Source organism: Vibrio sp. GLN_1 (assembly GCF_043106015.1).
Taxonomy (GTDB): Bacteria; Pseudomonadota; Gammaproteobacteria; order Enterobacterales; family Vibrionaceae; genus Vibrio; species Vibrio parahaemolyticus.
This window is the reverse complement of the sequence record NZ_JBICMD010000036.1, coordinates 882,890-906,124: the sequence shown is the minus strand read 5'-3', so window position 1 is coordinate 906,124 and position 23,235 is coordinate 882,890. Positions and strand designations below refer to the sequence as shown.

At 42.1% G+C, this 23,235-nt stretch carries 19 protein-coding genes; all 19 read left to right on the top strand.

What is annotated here, in order from left to right:
• Nucleotides 1-4 precede the first annotated feature (4 nt).
• Nucleotides 5-460, top strand: a complete 456-nt coding sequence (gene tssJ, locus ACF8OV_RS21800) for a type VI secretion system lipoprotein TssJ (RefSeq protein WP_005463795.1) — start codon at nucleotides 5-7, stop codon at nucleotides 458-460.
• 21 nt (nucleotides 461-481) lie between these two features.
• Nucleotides 482-1,807, top strand: a complete 1,326-nt coding sequence (tssK, locus tag ACF8OV_RS21795; protein ID WP_017447471.1) for a type VI secretion system baseplate subunit TssK — start codon at nucleotides 482-484, stop codon at nucleotides 1,805-1,807.
• Nucleotides 1,808-1,818: 11 nt separating this feature from the next.
• Entirely contained in the window at nucleotides 1,819-3,111 is a 1,293-nt protein-coding gene (gene tssL / locus ACF8OV_RS21790) for a type VI secretion system protein TssL, long form (protein WP_025500153.1), read from the top strand.
• A gap of 15 nt (nucleotides 3,112-3,126) precedes the next feature.
• Complete coding sequence (gene tssM, locus ACF8OV_RS21785; protein WP_029842814.1) at nucleotides 3,127-6,645, top strand: type VI secretion system membrane subunit TssM; 3,519 nt, start codon at nucleotides 3,127-3,129, stop codon at nucleotides 6,643-6,645.
• Nucleotides 6,627-7,322, top strand: a complete 696-nt coding sequence (tagF, locus tag ACF8OV_RS21780; RefSeq protein WP_203504046.1) for a type VI secretion system-associated protein TagF — start codon at nucleotides 6,627-6,629, stop codon at nucleotides 7,320-7,322. Before tssM ends, tagF begins: the two co-directional genes overlap by 19 nt.
• Nucleotides 7,323-7,332: 10 nt before the next feature.
• Nucleotides 7,333-8,121, top strand: a complete 789-nt coding sequence (locus ACF8OV_RS21775; protein WP_005463805.1) for a PP2C family serine/threonine-protein phosphatase — start codon at nucleotides 7,333-7,335, stop codon at nucleotides 8,119-8,121.
• On the top strand, nucleotides 8,118-9,239 hold the full coding sequence (tssA, locus tag ACF8OV_RS21770; protein WP_005480330.1) for a type VI secretion system protein TssA: 1,122 nt from the start codon (nucleotides 8,118-8,120) through the stop codon (nucleotides 9,237-9,239). The genes ACF8OV_RS21775 and tssA overlap by 4 nt, the downstream gene beginning before the upstream one ends.
• A 15-nt stretch (nucleotides 9,240-9,254) precedes the next feature.
• Entirely contained in the window at nucleotides 9,255-9,785 is a 531-nt protein-coding gene (gene tssB, locus ACF8OV_RS21765; protein ID WP_005463809.1) for a type VI secretion system contractile sheath small subunit, read from the top strand.
• The gene (gene tssC / locus ACF8OV_RS21760) at nucleotides 9,785-11,278 is read left to right on the top strand and encodes a type VI secretion system contractile sheath large subunit (protein ID WP_005463811.1); all 1,494 of its coding nucleotides are present in this window, start codon (nucleotides 9,785-9,787) and stop codon (nucleotides 11,276-11,278) included. The genes tssB and tssC (ACF8OV_RS21760) overlap by 1 nt, the downstream gene beginning before the upstream one ends.
• A gap of 55 nt (nucleotides 11,279-11,333) precedes the next feature.
• Nucleotides 11,334-12,845, top strand: coding sequence for a type VI secretion system contractile sheath large subunit (gene tssC / locus ACF8OV_RS21755; protein ID WP_005480259.1), 1,512 nt, complete (start codon nucleotides 11,334-11,336; stop codon nucleotides 12,843-12,845).
• A 10-nt stretch (nucleotides 12,846-12,855) separates the two neighbouring features.
• A complete protein-coding gene (locus ACF8OV_RS21750; protein ID WP_005463815.1) occupies nucleotides 12,856-13,653 on the top strand; it encodes a type VI secretion system accessory protein TagJ in 798 nt (265 codons plus the stop codon).
• Nucleotides 13,654-13,661: 8 nt separating this feature from the next.
• A complete protein-coding gene (tssE, locus tag ACF8OV_RS21745; protein ID WP_015313304.1) occupies nucleotides 13,662-14,126 on the top strand; it encodes a type VI secretion system baseplate subunit TssE in 465 nt (154 codons plus the stop codon).
• Nucleotides 14,123-15,946, top strand: coding sequence for a type VI secretion system baseplate subunit TssF (gene tssF / locus ACF8OV_RS21740; protein ID WP_005463819.1), 1,824 nt, complete (start codon nucleotides 14,123-14,125; stop codon nucleotides 15,944-15,946). Before tssE ends, tssF begins: the two co-directional genes overlap by 4 nt.
• Nucleotides 15,943-16,908, top strand: a complete 966-nt coding sequence (tssG, locus tag ACF8OV_RS21735) for a type VI secretion system baseplate subunit TssG (protein ID WP_005480294.1) — start codon at nucleotides 15,943-15,945, stop codon at nucleotides 16,906-16,908. Before tssF ends, tssG begins: the two co-directional genes overlap by 4 nt.
• A 10-nt stretch (nucleotides 16,909-16,918) precedes the next feature.
• Nucleotides 16,919-19,486 (top strand): type VI secretion system ATPase TssH, encoded by a 2,568-nt coding sequence (gene tssH / locus ACF8OV_RS21730; RefSeq protein ID WP_193285528.1) that lies wholly within the window; start codon nucleotides 16,919-16,921, stop codon nucleotides 19,484-19,486.
• Between the two features lie 205 nt (nucleotides 19,487-19,691).
• Entirely contained in the window at nucleotides 19,692-20,171 is a 480-nt protein-coding gene (locus tag ACF8OV_RS21725) for a type VI secretion system tube protein Hcp (RefSeq protein WP_005375967.1), read from the top strand.
• Nucleotides 20,172-20,228: 57 nt separating this feature from the next.
• Entirely contained in the window at nucleotides 20,229-22,064 is a 1,836-nt protein-coding gene (tssI, locus tag ACF8OV_RS21720) for a type VI secretion system tip protein TssI/VgrG (protein ID WP_203504027.1), read from the top strand.
• A 13-nt stretch (nucleotides 22,065-22,077) separates the two neighbouring features.
• Nucleotides 22,078-22,368, top strand: coding sequence for a PAAR domain-containing protein (locus tag ACF8OV_RS21715; RefSeq protein ID WP_005499010.1), 291 nt, complete (start codon nucleotides 22,078-22,080; stop codon nucleotides 22,366-22,368).
• The gene (locus ACF8OV_RS21710) at nucleotides 22,369-23,211 is read left to right on the top strand and encodes a transhydrogenase beta subunit (RefSeq protein ID WP_203504018.1); all 843 of its coding nucleotides are present in this window, start codon (nucleotides 22,369-22,371) and stop codon (nucleotides 23,209-23,211) included.
• The last annotated feature ends 24 nt before the right edge of the window (nucleotides 23,212-23,235 follow it).

The following is a 23,235-nucleotide window of genomic DNA, read 5'->3' as shown; positions in this document are numbered from 1 at the left end:
GATTGTGAAACAAATTTATAAATCATTTTTGTTATTTATATTTTTAGTATTAATGGGATGCTCCGCCGCTAATTTAGTGGTCGACCCATATGCGGATTTAGAAATAACGGCAAATCATAATATCAACCCTGACTCGAATGGAAGACCATCACCAGTTGTTGTATATGTATTTGAACTTACATCAAATACACTGTTTGAGAGCCAAGATTTTTTCTCTATTTATGAGGAGCATGAAAAAGTACTCGGTCCAGACTTGGTGAATAAATATGAAATATCTTTGACACCAGGCCAAAAAGAAATCTACCAAGCTAGTATGTCTCCTAAAACAGAATATTTGGGTATCGTAGCCGCGTTTCGCGATATTGAGAATTCAAATTGGCGACAAGTCATTAAAGTAGATAAGACGGGTTACAACACTTATCAAATCTCGTTAGAAGATCTGTCTTTGGTCGTACAATAACGTTTAGTTGGCTAATTATAAATGATGCAATACTCCAAGACGGCTTGGTGCGAGGGGATGTTTCTGCGTCCCCAGCATTTTCAACAGCACGAACGCGCAATATCTAATGAATATAAAGGCTTACACAGTTTAGGTGGCTCATATAACTGGGGCGTTTGGAATTGCCGTGTAAAAGAACATGCCTTAAAAACAGGCTTGATTGAACTTGATAATCTTCAAGCAATTCTTCCTGATATGACGCTGATAGACTTTTCAGCAACGACAAGTTTTCTGTCTCCTTTAAAGGTAAAAAAAGGGACGGAAAATACCTTAGTGAAGGTGATCGTTCCACTCTCAAAAGTCAGCAGTAAAATGATCGCGGATCCAAGTGAAACAACGGTTTCTCGGTATTTACTTCAAGATCTAGACGTTATTGATAACCTGACGGGCCAAGATGAAGAAACGATTCAAGTGGCCTCATTAAATATCGAGCTGAAATCAAGCAATGAGCAGTTAACAGGTTATATAGAGCTACCAATCCTTAAGATTAAAGAAGTTTCTACGGAAGGAGAGGTCATTCTTGATGATTCTTACGTACCACCACTTCTAAACTTGTTAAATGACAAGGTGATGACAGGGTATCTACGTAATGCAATGGCAATGACCAAGATACGCGCAGATGTTATCGCTCAACGACTTGTTAAAGGAAAAGCGGCTTCAGCATCTGCGGTAGATTTCATAATGCTGCAAATGTTGAATCGATATGAAGCCATATTGAAGCATTTTAGTGAGCTGGAGAAAGTACACCCCTTAGAGCTTGCGACAACCTTTAAAGGCTACATAGGCGAGTTGGCAACGTTTTCTCACACCACCAAGCGCTTACCTAATCTCAAAGCTTACGATCACCTTGAAGTTGCAAGTGTGTTTGCTGAACTTAATCAAGTCCTTAGTCAGTACTTGAGTGTCGTTCTTGATCAGACTGCAAGTAAGTTGCCACTAGAAGTACGCCAGTACGGTATCCAAGTGACACCACTTCCAGATAAGCGACTATTGGAATCATGTCAGTTTGTATTGGCGATTAAAGCGGACACAACAACGGATGAGATTAGACGCTTAGTCCCTGCGCAATTGAAGCTTGGTCCGGCAGAACAGATTAGAGATCTAATCAACAACCAGATTAATGGAATTAACGTAGCTCCTTTAAGTGTCGTGCCGCGACAGATTCCATATCAAACCGGGTATGTTTATTTTGAGGTCGTTAAGAAGGGGCCATTCTGGATGCGACTTAAAGACAGCGGTGGTATTGCACTGCATTTATCTGGTCATTTCCCAAATCCGGACATAGAGCTTTGGAGCATTAATCAATAAAAGTGGTAAGTATGGAACAGACGATAGTAAAACCTACTCCTGGCGGAAGAGCGGCTGTATCTAAAGCTCAGCCTCAAAGATCAGCAGACAGTACTGTTGTGATATCCAAAAGCCCTGAGTTGGTTAACAACGATTCAGTTGTTGCTTATGGAGATAATCCACTATTGGCAGAAGCTAATGGTCTACTTTCGATTATTGGACAAATCAGAGCAACAGCTACTCATTCCGATCCTTTATTTCTTAAAGAAACGCTCGCGCAAAAACTTAGGGATTATGAGAATCGTCTGCGTCAACATGATGTTGACCTGGAAACCATTGATACCGCACGTTATTGTCTGTGCTGTTCTTTAGACGAAGCAGTATTGAATACCAATTGGGGGAGTCAATCGTTTTGGACACATGATTCTCTGTTGAGCTCTTTTTACGCGAGCAGCCAAGGTGGAGAGGCTTTTTTTAAGCATCTAGATAGCTGTTTGGCTCATCCGGAATCCCACTTAGATTTACTAGAGCTAATGTACGTATGCTTATCTTTGGGTTTTATAGGCCAGTATCGTTTAGAAAAAAATGGGCTTGAAGCTCACCGTAAATTGAGAAAACAAGTTGTATCAGTGCTTAAGTCACATGGTCGCGGAGTACAGCAAGAGCTTAGTAACAAAGTAGAACAACATATATTGGCAGGTGCTCAGGTTTCGGAACGTGCACCTCTGTGGGTGGTTTGTTCGGTAACTTCCGCACTGCTTGTTTGTATTTTTATGTACTTCAGTTACGAGCTGAACAAAGCTTCCAACCAAACTTTTGCTCAATTGGTAAACCTGATTCAACCAACCCCAACTGTTAGTAATCCTATGGTTGAGTCAAAGTCAGCACCTATTGCCGAAAGAATATCTATGTATTTAGCAACGGAAATTGGCAAGGATCTTGTCACTGTGGAGGCGCTGCAAGATAGAGTTCGCATTTCTCTTAAAGCTCAAGACCTATTTGAATCTGGTAGTGCGAGCGTTGTGGCTTACATACAGCCAGTTATTTCTAAAGTTGCACGTACCTTAGAAGCGACACAAGGGAAGATCATAATTACCGGGCATACCGATGACCGTCCGATATTTACCAGCAAGTACCCATCCAATTGGCACTTGTCTTTAGCTCGCGCAACTTCTCTTTCCGAACAGTTAATCGCCAACAGTGCACTTAAAGGCAGAGTGATTCCTGAAGGGTTGGGTGATGCGAGACCTTTGGTGGAAAATGACAGTGAAGAGAACCGAGCAATGAATCGTCGAATTGAAATCGATCTTATTGTGGGCAACTAACGGTTGGGCAATGAAATGAGTATTAAAGAAATAGGCAGAGTATTTACCCAAAGATGGTTTCTTGGTTTAGTTGGTGTAGCCGCGTGCTCCATTTTTATTTGGGTTGTGGGTCCTCTGATCACGGTTGCAGGTTACGAGCCGCTTAAAAGTGATTTCCAACGTTTAGTTACGATCTTAGTGATTGTTTTTGCTTGGGCGCTTATCAACTTAACAAAGCAGCACAAACAGAAAGTTAGGGAAGACGAAAGTATTCAGACGTTGCTTGAAGTAGACAGTCAGTCAGACAAAGAAGCCGCCAGTGAAATTGACGTAATGCGCGATCGTATAGAGCAAGCGATCAAAGTTGTGACAAAAACGCATAAAGGAAAGCGTAGTTTGTACGATTTACCTTGGTACGTTCTGATTGGTCCTCCTGGAACAGGTAAAACCACGGTTCTAAAGCAATCTGGCTTGGAATTTCCGTTAGCTGAGAGCTTAGGGGCTGACTCTATAGCTGGTGTAGGTGGAACACGTCACTGTGATTGGTGGTTTGCTAATAAAGCAGTACTTATTGATACAGCAGGACGTTACACCACGCAAGATAGTCAAGAAAAGGTTGACTCTAAAGCTTGGCACGGTTTCTTAGGGTTGCTTAAGAAATACCGCACTCAAAGGCCTATCAATGGCGCTATCGTAACAATCAGCCTAGCAAGTATGATGTCTCAAACTCGTACAGAGCGTAGCTTACATGCCAGATCAATAAAATCTCGCCTTCAGGAACTCAAAAATCAGTTGGGTATGCAATTCCCAATCTATGTTCTGCTGACAAAAATGGATCTGGTTGCTGGCTTTAATGAATTTTTTGCTGATTTAAGTAAAGAAGAGCGTGAGGAACTTTTTGGATTTATGTTCCCACGAGAAGTTGATGACGAACGTGGTGTCATTTCTCTCTTTAATAAAGAGTTTCACGGCATGTTGGAGCGGCTCGATGCGCGCATGTTACGTATATTAGAAACTGAAGATGACTTAGAAAAGCGCACGCTAATATTCGAATTTCCAAAACAGCTGCGAGTTTTACAAGCAAACTTAGATGAGTTTTTGTCTGAGATATTTGCGCAGAACACGTTTGAAGAGCCAGCCCTTATTCGCGGTGTTTTCTTGCTTAGCTCTGTACAAGAAGGTATTCCTGTTGATCGACTGATGAGTGAATCAACTAATGGATTGGGACTAGGGAGGTTGCCTTTAGCGACAAACGTTAACAGTTCGCATAGCTATTTTGTTAAGAATCTTTTTGAGCGAGTCATCTTTAAAGAGCAATTACTAGGTACCGTTAACCGCCACTATCAAAAGCAATCTGGATGGATGCGTACGGGCATATACGTGGGTTGTGTTGGTGTTCTTGTTGGTGCTTCTGCTCTTTGGTTCCTGAGTTATCAATGGAATTCAAAGTTAATTGTCGATACCAATAGCCAAGCAAATCATATTGAAGCGATGATAGGTGCAGAGAGCCTTGATTTTGAATCGGACGTTATCAGTGCTGTAGACACGTTAGACAAGATCATGATGTTGCCACTAGGGAAAAATAGTGAATATGGTCATTCTGATGCAGTGAAAAAGTTTGGTCTGTATCAAGGTGACAAAGTTTCTCAAGCAGCAAATAACGCGTATTCAGATGCTCTTTCTCAACACTTTGCTACTCTGCTGTCAGAGAGTTTGGTCTCGGAAATGGAAGCGAATAAGCAGCATCGTGAATACTTATACGAGACGTTAAAGACGTATTTAATGTTGTTTAATCCGGAAAAGTATCAACAAGAAGAGGTAATTGCTTGGTTCAACTTCTACTTTGAACGTCAGTATCCAGGAGAGTTAAACAAAGAGCTACGTGAGCGTTTGCTAGTGCATACTAAAAACTTACTAGAGAACGACGAGAAAGGCTTCTCAATGGATGCGACTGCTATTAGTGCAGCACGAGAAGTTCTAACGCAAATGTCACTTCCAGAGCGTGCATATCAGCGTATGAAGATGCAGTTTGCTAAAAGTCACGTTCCGTCTTTCCGTTTAACAGACGTGTTAGGACCAAAAGGTTTAGAACAATTTGAGCGAGCAAGTGGAAAACCTCTATCGCAAGGTATTTCCGGTTTTTATACCTACAACGGTTTTCACAGCATTTTCCAAATTCAGATTAATCGCACCGTCAAAGGATTGATGGAAGAAAACTGGGTGTATGGGGATGATCTTAAAGCTCATGAAATTGATCATGATAGTGCTATTCAGGGGGTTCAAGCCCGCTATTATCAAGATTATGTCAATGAGTGGAAAACTCTGATAGAGGATATTCAGCTTAAACAAGCTCCAAGTTTGGCTTTAGCAACTGAGCAATCAAGAGTTTTATCCGGTGTAGAAAGACCAATTGAATCACTTCTGCGTGCAATACAAAAGGAAGTGGGGTTATCGAAAGTAACGTTATCGGAAAATCAAAAGGCAGCAACGGAAGTCGCAGGAAAGGTTGCAAAAGTGAAGTTTTCTAATACGGCAGACAAACTCGATATGTATTTGCCTGAAGAGAATGGATTTAATGTTGCTCTACCAGGTAAAGAAGTTGAATCCCATTTCACCGAAATCTTACGACTTAGTGAACAAGACTTTGATGATATTCAGCAAGCGATGGTGAATTTGCGTTCGTACTTATCTGATTTGTCTAGCTCTGGCAACAATCAAAAAATTGCTTACAAAAGCATATTGGATGGAACGGTGACTCAGGATGTTGCTGCCTCCTTTGCTAGAGCAAAAGATCTCTTACCAAAACCGTTTAATCAATGGTTGGGAGAGTTGTCACAGGAATCGGTTAAGTTTGCAGAAAGCGGCTCTAAAGATCATCTAAATCAGCTTTGGGTGACTAATGTAGTGCGTCCTTATCAGCGGACTATAGCAGGTAGATACCCATTTGAACCTAATGCAACGAAGGAAGTTCGTCTAAAGGACTTTCAACGATTCTTCGGGTACGGTGGTACGTTGGACTCGTTCTTCCAAGAATATCTGGAGCCGTTTGTTGATACGTCTAAGAGTCGTTGGAGACTAGAAAAAGAAATTGGTGTAAGGCCTGAGACGCTTGCGGTTTTTCAAAGGGCAAAACGCATTAGACAATCGTTCTTTGAATCAGATAACTCGCTACGAGTCGAGTTTGGTATGAAACCCGTATATCTAGATCAACACATTACTCGATTTGTGCTAGAGCTAGGTGACCAAGACTTGGTTTATAAGCACGGTCCTGCGAGATCGAAGGAACTTCGCTGGCCATCGGGTCAAGATCAGACACGTATTGTGTTTACACCGCCCGAATCAAAACGAGAAATTGCTCATACCTATGAAGGGGAATGGGGCATTTTCAAACTATTGGACCAATCACTCAAGGCTCGACCAGAGTCCCGCAACGACAACATTGTCATGATCGATTTGAAGGGGAACAAGGTTCAGCTTGAGTTGATTCCATCTAGTGCAATCAACCCATTTTGGTCTAATGAGATGGAGAGGTTCAGATGTCCGCAAACCTTGTAACGCCTGAGTGGGGCTACATCGGAAAAATGCCGGCTAAAGGTGACTTTGTTAAGGACGGTATTTCTCCTGAATTTGCAAACCGTTGGCACGACTGGCAGCAAGCTGTTATTGCAGTGAGTAAAGAGCAACTGGGTGACACTTGGAATGATTATTTTTTAACTGCACCAGTTTGGCATTTTGCACTGGATGTGAGTTACATGGACGATGCTACGTATATCGGCAGCATGATTCCAAGTGTAGATGCATGCGGTCGCTACTTCTTTTTTACTGTTGTTCGAGCGGTAAAAGGCAAAGCAGCACAGTATTGGGCACAAAGTGGCTGGACTGAAGATAGCCAGGCTCTAGCACTGTCAGTGTTAGATGATGAATTTGTATTTGATGCATGGCACCGAAGCATGCTGGAAAAGTGTGAGCTTGTTTCTGAAGTATCGATATGCAATGAAGAAATGGCGCTTTTGTACCAAAGCCCGATCTCAACAGTGTTTAGCTTTTCAACTGAAGCAAAGCAAAACACGTTGTTAAATCATCTAATTGAGAGTCAACAGAGAAAACCATGCTTCTGGTGGACAGAAGGCTCTACTCATATTGAATCATGTATGTTTGTTAGCACAGGACTGCCATCTATTGGTCAATTCTCTGCAATGTTAGATGGTCGTTGGCAAAAGTGGAGTTGGTAGGAAGCAAAGAATGAACTGGAATTATTTTACTTTTGCTAAAACTCATGCAGGTAAAGTTCGTCCTTATAATGAGGATGCGTTACTGGATATGACTGAACAGCATATTTGGGTTGTTGCTGACGGCATGGGCGGTCATAGCGCTGGCGATATCGCGAGTCAAATGCTGGTCGACAGAATTGCACGTCATATGCAAGATGTGCCAAACACCAATATAGATGATATTCGCGCAGCAGTGCAGCAAGCGAATTTTGAGATCTATCAATATGCTCAAATGAACTTAGATGGAAAGACAATGGGCACAACATTGGTGCTGTTGTTTATTCAGGATGGTTATTACCACTGCCTATGGGTTGGTGATAGCCGCATTTATCAACTAAGAAACGGTACTTTTGTACAAAAAACTCGTGACCATAGCCAAGTGATGGAGTTAGTTGAGCAAGGCTTGTTGGCATTTGAAGACGCAGAGTCCCATCCATTAGCCAATGTAATTACCCGAGCTGTTGGGGTTGATGAGATGGTGACGATAGACCAAGTATCGGGACAGCTTGCGGATGGTGACCAGTTCTTGTTGTGCAGTGATGGACTTTCCAAGGAACTAAGCTGTGATGAAATGCATAAAACTCTATGTGCAGATTCAGTTAACCAAGCTGGTTTGGCATTGATGCACTCTGCTCTGGTGCGTGGCGCTAGTGATAACGTGACGTGTGCGCTCATTAAAGTGCGTCAAGAACCTAGTGAGTTTGACTCCGCTAGGCGAGATGATGCGACTATTCCTGTGTTTTTGAGGGGGAGAGTATGAGTAACACGATGTTTGATTGGTATGAGCAAGTCCTTGCACCAATTTCGGAAGACAATCCGACTGGCATTGATCCAAGAGAGGATGTCTCTCCTCAGTCTGCTTATTATCGACTTAAAGATCAGCGAATGGTGGCAAGAAACGCAGAGCGAAACGCCATCATCGAAGAAGAGAGTATTCATACACATAACAACTTATGGCGCGTTTTTGTTGAAGAAGTACCAGAAGTTCTCGCTACACAATCAAAAGATTTTGAGTTTGTTGCCTGGCTAATAGAAGCATTAACTCGGCTTTATGGTTTTAGAGGCATGGGCGTAGGCTACAAAATTGCTAGCGCGTTTGTTGAGTCATATTGGGATGAGCTGCACCCAATGCCTGATGAAGACGGCATAGAAACGCGGATTTCTGCCATCACCGGACTTAATGGTATTGATAGTGAGGGAACGCTGATCTTTCCTCTTGCCTCGATTCCATTGACGGATATGGGTGTAGAGCAAGCTTATGCATATTGGGAATACCAACAAGCTATTGAACTCGAGCGCTTGGACGAAGACAAGCGAAGAGCACGAGTAGATCAAGGCGCAATTGAATTGTCGCGTATCACTGACACGGTGAAATCAACTTCTGATGAGTTTTACCAGTCTCTGATTGCAGATCTCGAGTTCGCTACAGGTGCTTTTAATGAGTTCAGTCAGCGACTTGATGACGCTGTAGGGGATGTAACGCCTAGCTCATATATTTCAAAAAGAATTGAATCAATACACGCGGCACTTAAGCACTTGTTGGGTAATCGTTTTAAGGATAAGGCTGAGGTCTCCATTTCTGACGAAAATGGTGATGAAGAGTTAGAAGAAGCAAGTCAACAAGCAGTTACTCACAACTCATCTGCGTTATTAGTTACAAACATGCAATCTCGAGAACAAGCTATTCAACAGTTGCAACATGTGGCGGACTTTTTTAGAGAAAGCGAGCCTCACTCACCAGTTTCTTACTCCATCGAACAAATTATTCGTTGGTGTGGAATGCCTCTGCCTGAATTACTGGCGGAACTAATCTCCGACGGAGACGCAAAACGAAGCTACTTCCGTTTGGTTGGCATAGCAGAACAAAATGAAAATTAATAAAGGGAGAATGGTATGACGAGTATCCACTCGAAACTTTCACGAGTACGGAAGCCTCGTGTTCACATTACCTACGATGTTGAAACCGAAGGAACAACTTTGAAAAAAGAGCTTCCTTTTGTGGTGGGTGTTATGGGCGACTTTGCAGGCCAAAATACCGAAGCATTGAAACCATTAAAGGATCGCCGTTTCATTCAAATCGATCGTGATAACTTCGATGATGTACTTAAAAAGATGAGTCCATCGGTTAAGTTCAAAGTCGCAAACAAGTTAGCAAATGACGATTCTGAATTTGCGGTTGAACTGAGCTTTAAATCGATGCAAGACTTTGAACCAGCAGCGATTGTCAATCAAGTAGAACCATTGCGTCAGCTGATGGAAACTCGTAACAAACTGCGAGACTTGATGACTAAAGTCGACCGTTCGGAAGAACTTGAAAACATCCTAGAAGAAGTTCTCAACAATACAGACAATTTGGCAAAACTAGCTGGTGAGCTAGATCTTGGCAAAAAAGCGCCATCAGAAAGTACTGAGGGAGCAGAATAATGACGACTCAAGTTGAAAAACAACTCGATCCTACAGTGGGTGAACAAACCACTTCATTTCTTGAACAGGCTATTGGTGCGACGAAACAAACAGAAGCATCGAGAGCAGAAGAGCTGATCAAGACACTGACTGAAGAAGCGATGAAGGGGACGGTTTCTTGGAATAAAAACCTAACCGTAACTTTCCGTGAAGCGATTAATTTGCTTGATAGACAGATTTCAGAGCAGCTTTCTGAAGTTATGCACCATCCTGAGCTGCAAAAGTTAGAAGGCTCATGGCGTGGGCTGAATTACTTAGTCATGAATTCTGAGACAAGTTCTACGCTGAAAATTCGCATGATCAGCATCACGAAGAAAGAGCTTCATAAAGACTTAAGTAAAGCGGTTGAATTCGATCAAAGTCAAATCTTTAAAAAAGTGTACGAATCTGAATTTGGTAGCGCTGGTGGTGAACCGTATGGTGCTTTAATTGGTGACTACGAGTTTACAAACCATCCAGAAGATATTGAGTCTTTGCGTTTAATGTCGAATGTTGCTGCTTCGGGTTTCTCACCATTCTTGTCTGCTGCTTCTCCTGCGCTATTTGGTTTTGATGAGTGGACAGAACTATCTAAACCGCGCGATTTAGATAAAGTCTTTGAGTCGTTGGAATATGCGCAATGGCGCTCTTTCCGTGAAAGTGCAGATTCTCGTTTTGTAAGCTTAACGATGCCTAAAGTATTAGCCCGCCTACCATACGGCCAAGCTACGTCTCCTGTAGAAGCGTTTGGCTTTGAAGAGTTTGATGTGGATCCTGTGTCGGGTATCGCCGTTAATGCTGATCACAATGATTATTGTTGGATGAACTCATCGTACGTGCTTGGCGTCAAACTGACGGATGCATTTTCTAAGTATGGTTTCTGTACTGCTATTCGTGGCGCAGAGGGTGGTGGTCGAGTTGATAACCTACCAACACACTTCTTCATGAGTGATGATGGTGACCCAGATATGAAGTGCCCAACGGAAATTGGCATTACAGACCGCCGTGAAGCGGAATTGGGTAAACTGGGTTTCTTACCATTGTGTCACTACAAAAATACGAACTATGCCGTGTTCTTTGGTGCTCAAACTTGTCAAAAACCAGCAAATCATGAATCTCCAGAAGTGGCAGCAAACGCGGCAATTTCAGCAAGACTTCCTTACATGATGGCAACCTCTCGTTTTGCACATTATTTGAAAGTAATGGCTCGAGATAAGATCGGTAGCTTTATGGAAGCAGAAGACGTTGAATCTTGGTTGAACCGTTGGATTCTTGGCTATGTGAACGCTTCTGAAGGTGGCGGTCAAGAAATTCGTGCGAAATACCCTCTTGCCGACGCTCGCGTACAAGTTAAGGAAATTCCAGGTTCGCCTGGTTCTTACAACGCGGTTGCTTGGCTCAAGCCATGGCTTCAAATGGAAGAGCTAACCACGTCTTTAAGACTCGTTGCTAAAATTCCTCAGTCGGGTGGCTAAATAGAGTTAATGGCTGGTCACTTCGACCAGCCATTAAGCCAAGCTTATGGTAGTTATGACGAAAATAGATGCATTGAACTTTCTAGACCCAGAGGAACTCACACACGAGTTTACACCGATGGGCCTGGCTGAGTTTGACAGTCATTGGTTGACTCAATTTGTTGAATGTTCAGATTCAATACTTGCGGCACGAATTTGGTTGGAAGGCACGCAATCTAAAGATTTTGCGAGTTTTCGCCATAGCATTGTGAGCACGATTAATACCATTGACACACTATTACAGAAGCAGCTCAATGAGATCATTCATCATCCAGATTTTCAGAAATTAGAGTGCAGTTGGGTAGGCGTTCGATATTTATGTGAACAAGTTGATAAACCATCGTCTGACTCAGTAAAAATTAAAGTTCTATCTGCAACATGGAATGAAGTAAGTAAAGATGCGCTCAAGGCTATCGAGTTCGATCAGTCTGCCTTGTTTAAATTACTCTATCAAAATGAATATGGAATGGCCGGAGGAGAACCCTTTGGTGTGGTTGTTGGTGATTATCAATTACGTTATGACCCGAGAACAAATTATTTTGATAGAGATATCTCTGTGCTAAGCAAGATATCTCAGTCTGCTGCTGCGGCATTTAGTCCATTTGTAATGTCAGCGTCTCCTGAAATATTCGGTGTGAACACATTTGCCGAACTTTCGTCGACTCGAGACGTTGCTGCGCAATTTGAACAAATTGATTATGTCAAATGGAGACAGTTGCGAGATAACGATGATACCAAGTTTATTGGCTTAACCGCTCCTAACGTGCTTTTTCGACAACCCTACAAAAGTGATGGTTCTCGAAACGATCAATTTGAATTTCAAGAGAATATTGACGATTCAAATAACGATTTATTGTGGGGAAGTGGAGCCTTCTGTTTTGCTGCTGTTTCGATTAGAGCATTCCAAGAGCACGGTTGGTTTACTCACATGCGAGGAATAAAACAGGGGGATTATAGTCAAGGCATTATTGTTGCTCCTACAAGAAACAAAACGCGCATTAATGGCAAAAATGACAGAGATAGATGCCCTTTAAATCTAAAAGTCTCTGAGCGTAAAGAGCAAGAACTGTCTGATTGTGGGTTCATTCCGATTTCACCAGTTCCTGAAACAGACATGGTCGGCATGACTTCCAATGTTTCGTTGTATAAGCCAAAACTGTACGAAGAGAAGCATGTTGCGACTAATGCAAAACTCACCTCAATGCTCCAATACACGATGTGTGTATCGCGTATAGCACACTACGTCAAAGTTATGGGGCGAGACAAGATAGGTGGCTATCAGGACGCGGCATCGCTCGAGAGGGAGTTTCAGACTTGGTTACATCAATATACAACGGCTTCAGACGAAGCTTCGGATGAACTCAGAGCTAAGTACCCATTGAACGAAGCGAAGATCAAAGTTAGAGAGAAACGCGATACGCCAGGGCACTTCTACTCGGTGATACATTTACGCCCTCATTTTCAGCTCGACCAAATGGTCTCAAGTATCAAATTAATTACGGAATTATCACCAGAACATTTGGTGTAAGGAAAGAAAGATGACTCAGTGGAAAAATGCCTTATCGGAAGGGCAGTTGCAACAAGCTTTAGAGCTACTAATCGAAGCAATAAAGGCATCTCCAAAGGATGCCAGTTTGAGAAGCTCTTTTATTGAATTGCTTTGTATTGATGGTGATTTTGAGCGAGCTGATGAGCAACTGATGCAGTCTATTAAACTGTTTCCTGAATATCTTCCAGGCGCTAGCCAGTTAAGACATCTGGTTAAAGCTGCTCAAGCGCGAAAGGATTTCGCTCAAGGTGCGGCAACCGCGAAGGTATTGGGTGAGAACGAAGAACTAACTAAGTCATTGGTTAGCTTCAACTTATCAATGGTGAGTCAAGATTATGAACAAGTTTCTGAACTTGCTCTTCAAATCGAAGAACTGAGACAAGAAAAAGGCTTTTTAGCTAATGATACTTCGTTCTCAGACGTGCGGGATATTGATGATCGTTTAGGTGGTTACATTGAGCTGTTTTCTACCGCAGGCAACTACTTCCTCGTCCCTATTGCTAGCATCAACACTTTAGAAATCAAATCTGCTACCTCTTTGCTAGAAAGTGTTTGGCGCCCCGTTGAGTTTGACATTGACGGTTTAGGTGAAGGTGAAGGCCATATGCCGATGACTTACGTGGATTCAGAAAGTGATGCTCAGAAACTAGGTCGTGAAACGGATTGGAAACAAATAGCTGACAAAGAAGTTTACTTAGGTTTAGGTCTGAAGTGTTGGCTTGTCGGTGAAATGGCGCTGCCGATTTCTGACTTACAAAATCTACAAGTAATAAAAGAGTTGGCGTAAGAGCAATTATGGCTTTAACGGTTTCACTGCTAGACAAGTTGATTGATAGCGACCCAACTACCAGAGAAGAAAAAGATTTTCCCGTCAGTCAGCAACACATGCTCAATGGTTTGTTAAGAGACTTAGAGTCGATGCTTAATAGTCGTATTGGTTGGAAAAATATTCACGAAGACTTTTTAGAAGTTAGATATTCAATTCTGAACTATGGGTTACCTGATTTTTCATCAATGCCTTATAGCAGCCAAGATGGACAAAGTCAGTTGTGTGACATCGTTTATGAAGCTATTCGGGAGTTTGAACCTCGGTTAAGAAATCCGCACGTTCAAATTTCTGATGAAAAAAATGCGATAGATCGAACCTTACGGTTAGAAATTAGCGCAACTTGTTTGATTGATAATGACATCCACGAGTTGAAATTCAATTCGGAAGTCGAGCCAGTGAACTTAGGAATGAAGTTGAGTCGAGCGAAATGAGTGAAGAGTTTCTAAAATACTACAATCGTGAATTGGCCTATCTGCGACACAAAGGGCAAGAGTTTGGCGAGCAATATCCTAAAATTGCGGCTAGGTTACGTATCAGCGAAGAACAAGTTGAAGACCCACATGTTGAACGTCTGTTGGAAGGTTGTGCTTTTTTAACTGCTCGGATAAGACAAAGTCTGGATAACAGTTACCCACAGTTTACGGAATCACTGATGGGACAGCTATATCCGGACTTTCATGCGCCAATTCCTTCGATGTCCGTGATCAAATTGAACTGTTCAGAGTCAACCACTAGTTCATTTGCTATTCCTGTGGGTGAAAGAGTCGAAGTTAGTGCCCCTGGATATCAAGATTGCCAGTTTCGAACCGGTTACCCGACAACAATGTATCCACTCGATATTATCTCTGGTTCATTTGAGAACGCGCCTTTCAAGCCTACTGGCTCTAAGTGGGAGCATAATGCGCACTCTGTACTAAGGTGTCAGCTGAGTGCTCATGATTCAGAGTCCTCTATCAATTCCATGGGTATCGATTGTTTGCGTTTGTACTTAAATGGACAGACGCAATTAACACTCAAGCTATATCAAATGTTATTCCAAAGTTTGATTGGTCTTTCAATCGTATTGGATGGTAAAGAAATCATGCCTCTAACTAAGAGGCATCTTCAATCGGTTGGTTTTGGGGACGAGGAACAAGTCGTCCCTTACAGTAAGAGAAGTTTTTCGGGATCTCGTTTATTGGTCGAGTACCTTCATTTCCCAGAAAAATTCATGTTCTTTGACTTGATCGAGCTCGGCTTAGATAAGTTAGAGATTCAAGGGCAGGTCGAGATTTGCTTTTACTTCGATACAAGCGATGACTGGCTACCAAAGCAAGTAGACGAGGAAAGTGTCATGGTTGGCTGTGTTCCCATTGTAAATCTGTTCAAATCAACCATGGAACCTAAACGTCTCCTTCCAACTGAGTACGAGTATCAATTATCTCCTCAGTACCAAGATGCAGAGAGTAATGAAGTTGTCTCGATTTCTGATGTTACCTTGAGAAACTGGAACAAAACTTACGAGCACTTACCCTGCTACCATTCAGGAGAGCACACGCACTACATGAGCGCGAGTGAAGTGTATTGGTTAATGAGACGAGAGGATAAAAACTGGGCCGGTGGCTACGATGAGCCTGGTCGAGAGACTTATGTTTCTTTTGTTGATAAGCAATACCAGTTGTTCAGCCCTGAAAGCAGAGATAATTGGCTGATGTATGTGGAAGCTGAGTGTTGCAATCGTAATTTGCCACAAAAAATTCCATTTGGTGGCGGGCTACCAAAGGTTCAGTTACCCAATGTTGATGATAATTTTAAATCAATTAGGTGCTTAACGTCTCTCTCCGAAACGCTTAGGCCAGAGATGGATGAAAGCACACGATGGCAGCTTACCAAGCTATTAACATTGAACCATTTTACTGAAGCTGACGGCTTAGCAACGTTAAAACAAACATTGAACTTGTATGCATTTGCAGGCACTGCCGAAACAAAAGCCGTTATAGATGCTCTAGTCAAGCTAGAGTTTGAACATACAACCGGTAGGGTTAGTCAGAAAGGAAAAGTTGGTTTTGCACATGGAGTAAAGCTGGTTCTAACAGTATCCGATCAGATACTGCCAAAAGAGCAGATCTTTTTATTGGGTAGCGTGTTATCTGTTTACTTTGCTCAATATGCGGAGATTAACGTGTTTACGCAGTTAGAGATAAAGTTGAAATCAACCAGCAGCTCCTTTCACGTATGGCCTGCGCTGACAGGTGATAAGGTGTTGTTATGAGCTCAGAGGACTTCTACCGCGAGCTAAAGCAACGTTCTTTGTTTGAAGCTATTCATCTTATTGAGCAAGAGCTTTTGAAAGTTGAATCGCAAATTGGAACAGATGCATTACCCAAAAACGAGAAACTCAACTTAAAGGTCAATGCGTCTTTAGGCTTTGAGAATGCGCAACTCGTTTCTACTAAACCATTAGGTAAAGATAAATTAGCGCTTGAGACAAATTTGATTGGCTTGACGGGGGAGCAGGGTGTACTGCCTCAGCATTACAGTGAGCTTGCATTACATCGACTGAAAGAAGGCGATCATGCGATGGTGGACTTCTATGACATTTTTAACCATCGGCTTTTATCCCTCTATTATCGAAGTTGGCAGTTGAGTCAGTTAACCATACAAGCGCGTGCGCATGCAAAAAATCAGCGCTCCCCATTAACTGATTGCATGTCGTCATTGACTGGCGGTGGGAATGATCTAGCACTGCATTATGGCGGCATGTATGCATCTCCAACACGAAGTAAAGGTGCATTGAAGAGCATTTTGGAATGTTTGTCTGGTTGCCAAATTCGTATTCACGAGTTTCAAGGTCAATGGATGCGACTGTCTAAATCTGAACAAACTCGTTTGGTATCGAAAAGTATGCCCGAAGGCCAGTTTGCACAACTCGGTGCTGGTGCGTCACTAGGGAAAAAAGCCTGGAATATCAATGCAAGTACAACAATTGAGTTTCTCCCAAAGGAAAGTAAGCAAGTCACAAATCTATTACCCAAGACCAATACATTGAAAACGATAAAACAGGTAGCAGGTGACTTCATTGGCAAACACAAGCACGTTAAATGGCAACTCACGACTAAACATAGTCTATTGCCTCAAGTTCAAATATCTAAGCAACAAGGTCAGTTAGGTGTCGGCTCTGTACTGAAAAAACATGAACGTACGGAAGATCGCAACATAACAATTACGGTTTAAAGGAAACATAATGGCTTCATTATCACTTTCAGCGTTGGTCGAAAGATTGTCTCCGCAAGCGAAGGAAACGCTAGAGCAAGCGGCTGCAATGGCAAGTTCGCGTACACATCATAGTATAGAGTTGACCCACTGGTTGTTGACGATAGTTCAACATCCATCCGGTATTTATTCAGAAGTGTTTGAAGCTTTTGATATTGATGAAAGAAAAGTCGAAGAACAACTGCAAGCTCAGCTTGAAAAATACAAAACGGGATGCCAAACCGTCCCAGGCCTTTCTGCTCATACTGTAACCATGATGCAGAATGCTTTGATGTGCGCAACGATAGAGTTTCATGAAGAACAAGTGAACTGTATCCACTTACTGTTTGCGTATCTTTCTGATGACACGCTAGTGAATATGATGAACGCTATTAGCGCGGAGCTAGACAAAGTCGAACCATCTCGCCTGGTCGAAATGAAAGAGCATGTGGGCGATGGTGGAAACAATACTTCTAAGGCGACGAGCAGCTCGAACTCTGCATTGAATCAGTTCACAACGGATCTTACTGAGCAAGCTAAAGCTGGAAAAATAGACCCTGTTATCGGTCGCGACAATGAAATCCGCTTGATGATCGATATCTTACTACGTCGCCGCCAAAACAATCCGATCTTAACGGGTGAGGCAGGCGTAGGTAAAACTGCGGTAATTGAGGGGCTGGCGCAAAAAATAGTGGATGGGGATGTTCCTCCTGCTTTGCGTGATGTTGCCATCAAATCACTCGATCTTGCTTTGCTTCAGGCGGGTGCGGGGATGAAAGGGGAGTTTGAAAATAGACTTAAAAATCTCATTCGAGAAGTTAACGAATCTTCGCAGCCAATCATTCTTTTTATCGATGAAGCTCATGGTCTAATCGGAGGTGGTGGTCAAGCGGGGCAAGGTGATGCTGCTAATATATTGAAACCAGCGTTGGCTCGAGGAGAGTTACGGACCATCGCTGCAACTACTTGGGCTGAGTACAAAAAATATTTTGAAAAAGATGCCGCGTTAACGAGGCGCTTCCAGGTTGTGAAAGTAGACGAGCCGACTCCTGAGTTAGCGGTAGATATGCTTAGAGGCTTGGTTAACATCATGGGGCAACATCATGATGTCTATATCACAAGCCAAGCACTGAATGCTGCGGTACAACTTTCTGCTCGCTACATTAACGGACGCCAACTGCCAGATAAAGCAGTATCGGTATTAGATACAGCGTGTTCGCGTGTTGCATTGAGCCAATCTGCCACGCCGGGCGCGTTGGATAGCAAAAAGAAAAAGCTAAACATCAAAGAAGCTGAGTTTCAACAACTTACCAAAGAGGCTCAATTGGGCGTAAGTCACGATGAACTGCTTAATAATATTCGGTATGAGATCGATGAGTTATCTAATCAAGTCATAGAATTAGAGGCAATTTGGGAACAAGAAAAGCAGTGGGTTCAAGAAGCTAAGTCGTTGAGAGCTAGGGTGATAGAAGAGAATGCCGACTGTGACAAAGAGCGATTACAGGAAATCGAATCGAACTTAGCTCTCAACGCCCAGCCTTTAGTCTTTTCTCATGTGAATGAATCTTTGATTGCTGAGGTGATTTCTGATTGGACAGGCATTCCACTTGGAAAATTGCAAGATGACGAAATTGAAGCGGTTCTTAACCTAAAAGATAGCTTGTGCGAGCGAGTGGTGGGGCAAGATCATGCTCTAGAAATCATGTCCGAAGTGATCAAAACAGCAAGTGCCCAATTGACGGATGAAACCAAACCTAATGGCGTGTTTTTATTAACTGGCCCTAGTGGTGTCGGAAAAACGGAATCCGCTCTTGCTATCGCAGAGAAAGTTTATGGGAGCGAAGACAACGTAACCACGATAAATATGTCGGAATTCAAAGAAGAGCATAAGGTTTCATTGTTGTTAGGCTCTCCACCTGGATATGTCGGATACGGTGAGGGGGGCGTTCTAACGGAAGCCGTAAGGCGTAAACCTTACAGTGTGATTCTGTTGGATGAAATGGAAAAAGCGCACCCCGGTGTGCAAGATATTTTCTATCAAGTGTTTGATAAAGGCTCCATTAAAGATGGTGAAGGTCGAGATATCGATTTTAAAAACACCATCATTATCATGACGGCGAATACCGGCACAGAAACCACAATGTCTCTCTATGCAGATCCAGACTTAGCGCCAGAACCGGAAGCTTTAAAAGAAGCGCTTAGAGATGACTTGCTAACAGATTTTAAACCTGCATTTTTGGGGCGGGTTAATGTATTACCTTACTTGCCTCTCGGAAAAGAAGTCCTAACGGAAATAACTAAGTTAAAACTCAACAAAGTATCTAACCGTATCCGAAAACATTATTCGGCAGGGTTATATTTTGATGAACAACTAATTAATGACATTGTAGACAATAGTAATGAGTCAGGAAGTGGTGCTCGTGTAGTTCAAACCACCATTGAAAATAATTTACTTCCTAAAATTTCTCATGAAATATTGAATGCAATTCTTAATGGTAAGACGTTCGATGAAATTAATGTTAGAGGTTCAATTAAAGAACTAGAAGTCTCACTTATTTAACAAGTTTAACTCTGTAAATAATAATTGAGAGTTGCTTCATAATAACTATTATTAGTTATAAATATCGCTTAATTTAAATCTAATTTAGAGATATAAAGGAGCGTATTTAAAATGAAGTTTTTGATACATCAATCATTAGTTATCATTATTCAGATAATTTAATTAATACGAAATATGTCAATTAATAATGCTCTAGGAGATTAGCATGCAGTCTAATACGTATCTTAAATACGCAGATATTAAAGGTGAAGCGACAGCGGAACAATATAAGGATTTAATTACACTACTATCTGTAGATTGGAGTGTTGGTCGTGAAATTTCTTCTTACACGGGTACAGCAATGGACCGTGAAGCAAGTGCAACACGCCTATATGATTTAACTATCACTAAACTTCAAGATCGTTCGTCTCCTGATCTATTCAAGGAAGCAACAATCGGTAAAGGTAAACCTGCAGTATTTCACATCACTAAGCAGGGTGAAAAAGTTGAAGAAATCATGAAAATCGAACTGACTGATGCGATGATTTCTAACTACTCAGTATCGATTCAAGATGATCGCCCAGTAGAAACTATCACAATTTCATACACTGAAATGATGATGACAGTGACACCTACTGATGACAAAAACAACACTTCTGCTCCGTTGGTTTACGGTTACAGCGGTGTTAAAGGTCAACAAATGTAATTTATTGTGCGGAGGGGTTATCTCCTCCGCCATTTCAAAAGGAAATATAAGTATCCAATGAAAAAAGCAAGTCAAGACAACAACTTTATCCGTATTTCTTCTCCGTTTGGAAAAGATGCTCTTATTCTCAATTCGTTCGAATATAGAGAAGGGATCTCGGAGCTTTTTTCATTGCGTGCTAAAGCTTATTTTAATGATCAAAAAAATGAGCTCAATGAAATCGTGGGTAAAGAAGTAACGATTTCAGTGGAAAATAGTAGTCGTGTTTCTAAAAGTCCGCGTTTTTTCCATGGCATTGTCTCTGCTGCAAAGCTCGAAGGCCAGAGAGTGATGAATTCTCATAATGGAGAAAACTACAAAAATATTGAAATTATTGTTGAACCGAAAGTTAAGTTCGCAGCGTACAGAAATAATTGTAAGATCTTTCAGAAGAAAAATATAAAAGACATTATTTCCGAAGTGCTTTCAGAGCATGGTGTTGCATTTAAATTTGAACTAAAAAATACGTATCCCCAATATTCCTACAAAGTTCAGTATGAAGAATCTGATCTTGCTTTTGTTCAGCGCCTTCTAGCCGAAGAAGGGCTCTCTTTTTGCTTTAGTCACTCTAAATCATCCCATGTCCTAGATATTTTTGATGATGTAAGCTTTTACAAACCCAGTCCTGAATTTATGGTCGATTTCGATACAGGCAGTTCAGAGTCGAGTCACATTTCTGCTTGGAACGAAACACAAGTTTTAACGACTAAATCAAGCCAGAAGTTTGGCTTCAATATGCTAAAACCAGCCTCACAACCCAAAAACGTAGCTGCTGGTGATACTGCACTGTTTACAGTACCTGCGAGTGAGTATTTTGAGTATCTGGGTGAAACAGAAAGTGACGATCAGTACTCGCTTCGAAACACTCACGCAATTCAATCCCTTCAACAGAACGTTTATCTATGTAGCGGAGAGGCGAGTTGTCGAACCTTTTCTGTGGGTAAATGTTTTAAGTTCAAAAAACACGAAGATAAATCGCGAGTAGGAAAAGAATATGTCTTGGCCTCTGTGACGATTTTTGCTTCTGTGTTTAATCAAACTGGTCTGGGTGGCACCGCTTCTCAAGGTGTTCGTGTTGCGTTTAGTTGTGTGGACTCTAAAACCATTTTAAGGCCGGCGGTTACTTACCCTAAACCGCAAATTAAAGGTCTTCAAACAGCCATTGTGACTGGTAATAAAGACGGTGAGGTATACGTTGATAAACATGGCAGAATAAAAGTACAGTTCCATTGGGATCGTTTGGGTAAGTACGATGTAAATAGTTCGTGTTGGATTCGAGTTGCTCAAAGCGTTGCCGGAAATGGATGGGGTGCGGTGTTTCATCCTCGGGTAGGGCAAGAGGTTATCGTAGAGTTTGTGAATGGCGACCCAGATCAACCTATTGTCACGGGTGCGCTGTATAACGGGAGCCAGTTGCCCCCGTATTCTCTTCCAGAGAAAAGTTCTCAAAGCGGTTTTAAGTCCCGCTCAGTTCAAAAAGGAAACGCCAATTTCAACGAGTTACGCTTTGAAGATAAACCTGGCGAAGAACACATTTACCTTCACGCAGAAAAGTTGTTCCAAATGTTAGTCGAAGACTGCGTGGATATTGTGGTTGAGAACAATAAAGTTGAGAAAGTAACCAACGATGTCACTCAAGACGTTGGAAAAAATGCGATGTTAAAGGTGGGAGAGAACTATACCTCTGACACTGGAAAAGTGTTGTCTCTCAATGCAGGGAAAAGTATTGAAATTAAAGTCGGTGGAGCCTCAATTCAAATGTCGAGTTCTGGCGAAATCAACATTAAGGGCAACAAGATTTCTATCAATGGCTCTGCAATCGCATTGAAAGCAGGACAAATCTCTTTGAATTAAGAGGGAACTGAGAATGGGTAAACCAGCTGCAGTGATTGGAAGTTTTCACCTTTGTCCAAAGAAAACAGGCAAGATCCCTCATGTTGGAGGTCCTGTTGTTATGGGTTCTCCAAATGTAAAAATAGGAGGCATCCCTGCCGCGAGAAAAGGTGACAAACTCGTTTGTATCGGGCCGCCTGACAGCATATCTGCGGGGTCTTCTAGCGTTAAGATTAATGGTAAACCGGCTGCTAGATCAGGGGACTCTACATCTCATGGTGGAAAAATTCTCGTCGGTGTACCGACCGTCCTCATCGGGGGATAGATGCGAATTGGTTTTAAGATGCCTTTATGTCTTATTGACGATGAGGAAGTACAAGTCAGCTCTATTCTCGATGCTTCATTTAGGTTTTCCGGTGAAAAAACACCAAACGTTAACAATGAAGTTTATGAAGAACGACTGTTTAAGCTGATTGCGTCACATGAGAGAAGCTTAAAACAAGCAGAAGTATCTGGTTGTGTTTGCGTATTGTTGCCCCAACTCAGCGACAAAACGCTACTGAAAAAAATCATGCTTGAGATATCCTCTGCCTTAGGTGGTCATCCAAGTACAAATATCTACTTGTATCCTTACGGGCAGGCATCCTTTTTGATGGCTCTTGGAAGAATAAAAAGAGAGTTGGTCTCAAGTCGACCTACCTGGGTTTTGGGATTTAATGCCAAAAATGATGACGTGATTGGTTCGCGTAGTTCGGTCGTGGCGGCGAAATGCGAGCCGAGCAAAGGTGGTTTATTCAGCAGAAACGTTTGTGTTGATTTAGATGCCACACAACAGTCAATCGCAGTAGAGAAGGTCATGCAGCAGTTAGGGCTTAACTGTAAATATCCGGTGAGTGACTTTACTGTATCTGTTGAAGGCGAAGAGCCTATTTGGATGCATCATATTCAGAGCTTCTCACCGTGGATTACCTCCGACACTAGATACCATTTTCTGAATGTGAAGTTAGGTTCGCTTGGAGCCTGTAGCGGTATTCTCAAAGCTGTCTGCCTGTATCAACAACAAATGAACGAGATGAGTGAACGCTTTCACGCTGTTCAGCTAGACATCGAGCCAAGTGGGTATGTTGTTGGAGCCTTATTTGGTCGAAATGAGAGCGAAAATTCTTAGATCAATCAACACAAACCACATGAA

Bases quoted from the DNA above. Each gene is read 5' to 3' on its own strand.
- tssL (WP_025500153.1), top strand. From the start codon at position 1,819: ATGGAACAGACGATAGTAAAACCTACTCCTGGCGGAAGAGCGGCTGTA.
- ACF8OV_RS21710 (WP_203504018.1), top strand. From the start codon at position 22,369: ATGCGAATTGGTTTTAAGATGCCTTTATGTCTTATTGACGATGAGGAA.
- tssB (WP_005463809.1), top strand. From the start codon at position 9,255: ATGACGAGTATCCACTCGAAACTTTCACGAGTACGGAAGCCTCGTGTT.
- tssG (WP_005480294.1), top strand. From the start codon at position 15,943: ATGAGCTCAGAGGACTTCTACCGCGAGCTAAAGCAACGTTCTTTGTTT.
- tssI (WP_203504027.1), top strand. From the start codon at position 20,229: ATGAAAAAAGCAAGTCAAGACAACAACTTTATCCGTATTTCTTCTCCG.
- ACF8OV_RS21725 (WP_005375967.1), top strand. From the start codon at position 19,692: ATGCAGTCTAATACGTATCTTAAATACGCAGATATTAAAGGTGAAGCG.
- tssC (WP_005463811.1), top strand. From the start codon at position 9,785: ATGACGACTCAAGTTGAAAAACAACTCGATCCTACAGTGGGTGAACAA.
- tssC (WP_005480259.1), top strand. From the start codon at position 11,334: ATGACGAAAATAGATGCATTGAACTTTCTAGACCCAGAGGAACTCACA.
- tssA (WP_005480330.1), top strand. From the start codon at position 8,118: ATGAGTAACACGATGTTTGATTGGTATGAGCAAGTCCTTGCACCAATT.
- tssM (WP_029842814.1), top strand. From the start codon at position 3,127: ATGAGTATTAAAGAAATAGGCAGAGTATTTACCCAAAGATGGTTTCTT.
- tssK (WP_017447471.1), top strand. From the start codon at position 482: ATGATGCAATACTCCAAGACGGCTTGGTGCGAGGGGATGTTTCTGCGT.
- tagF (WP_203504046.1), top strand. From the start codon at position 6,627: ATGTCCGCAAACCTTGTAACGCCTGAGTGGGGCTACATCGGAAAAATG.
- ACF8OV_RS21775 (WP_005463805.1), top strand. From the start codon at position 7,333: ATGAACTGGAATTATTTTACTTTTGCTAAAACTCATGCAGGTAAAGTT.
- tssH (WP_193285528.1), top strand. From the start codon at position 16,919: ATGGCTTCATTATCACTTTCAGCGTTGGTCGAAAGATTGTCTCCGCAA.
- ACF8OV_RS21750 (WP_005463815.1), top strand. From the start codon at position 12,856: ATGACTCAGTGGAAAAATGCCTTATCGGAAGGGCAGTTGCAACAAGCT.
- tssF (WP_005463819.1), top strand. From the start codon at position 14,123: ATGAGTGAAGAGTTTCTAAAATACTACAATCGTGAATTGGCCTATCTG.
- tssE (WP_015313304.1), top strand. From the start codon at position 13,662: ATGGCTTTAACGGTTTCACTGCTAGACAAGTTGATTGATAGCGACCCA.
- ACF8OV_RS21715 (WP_005499010.1), top strand. From the start codon at position 22,078: ATGGGTAAACCAGCTGCAGTGATTGGAAGTTTTCACCTTTGTCCAAAG.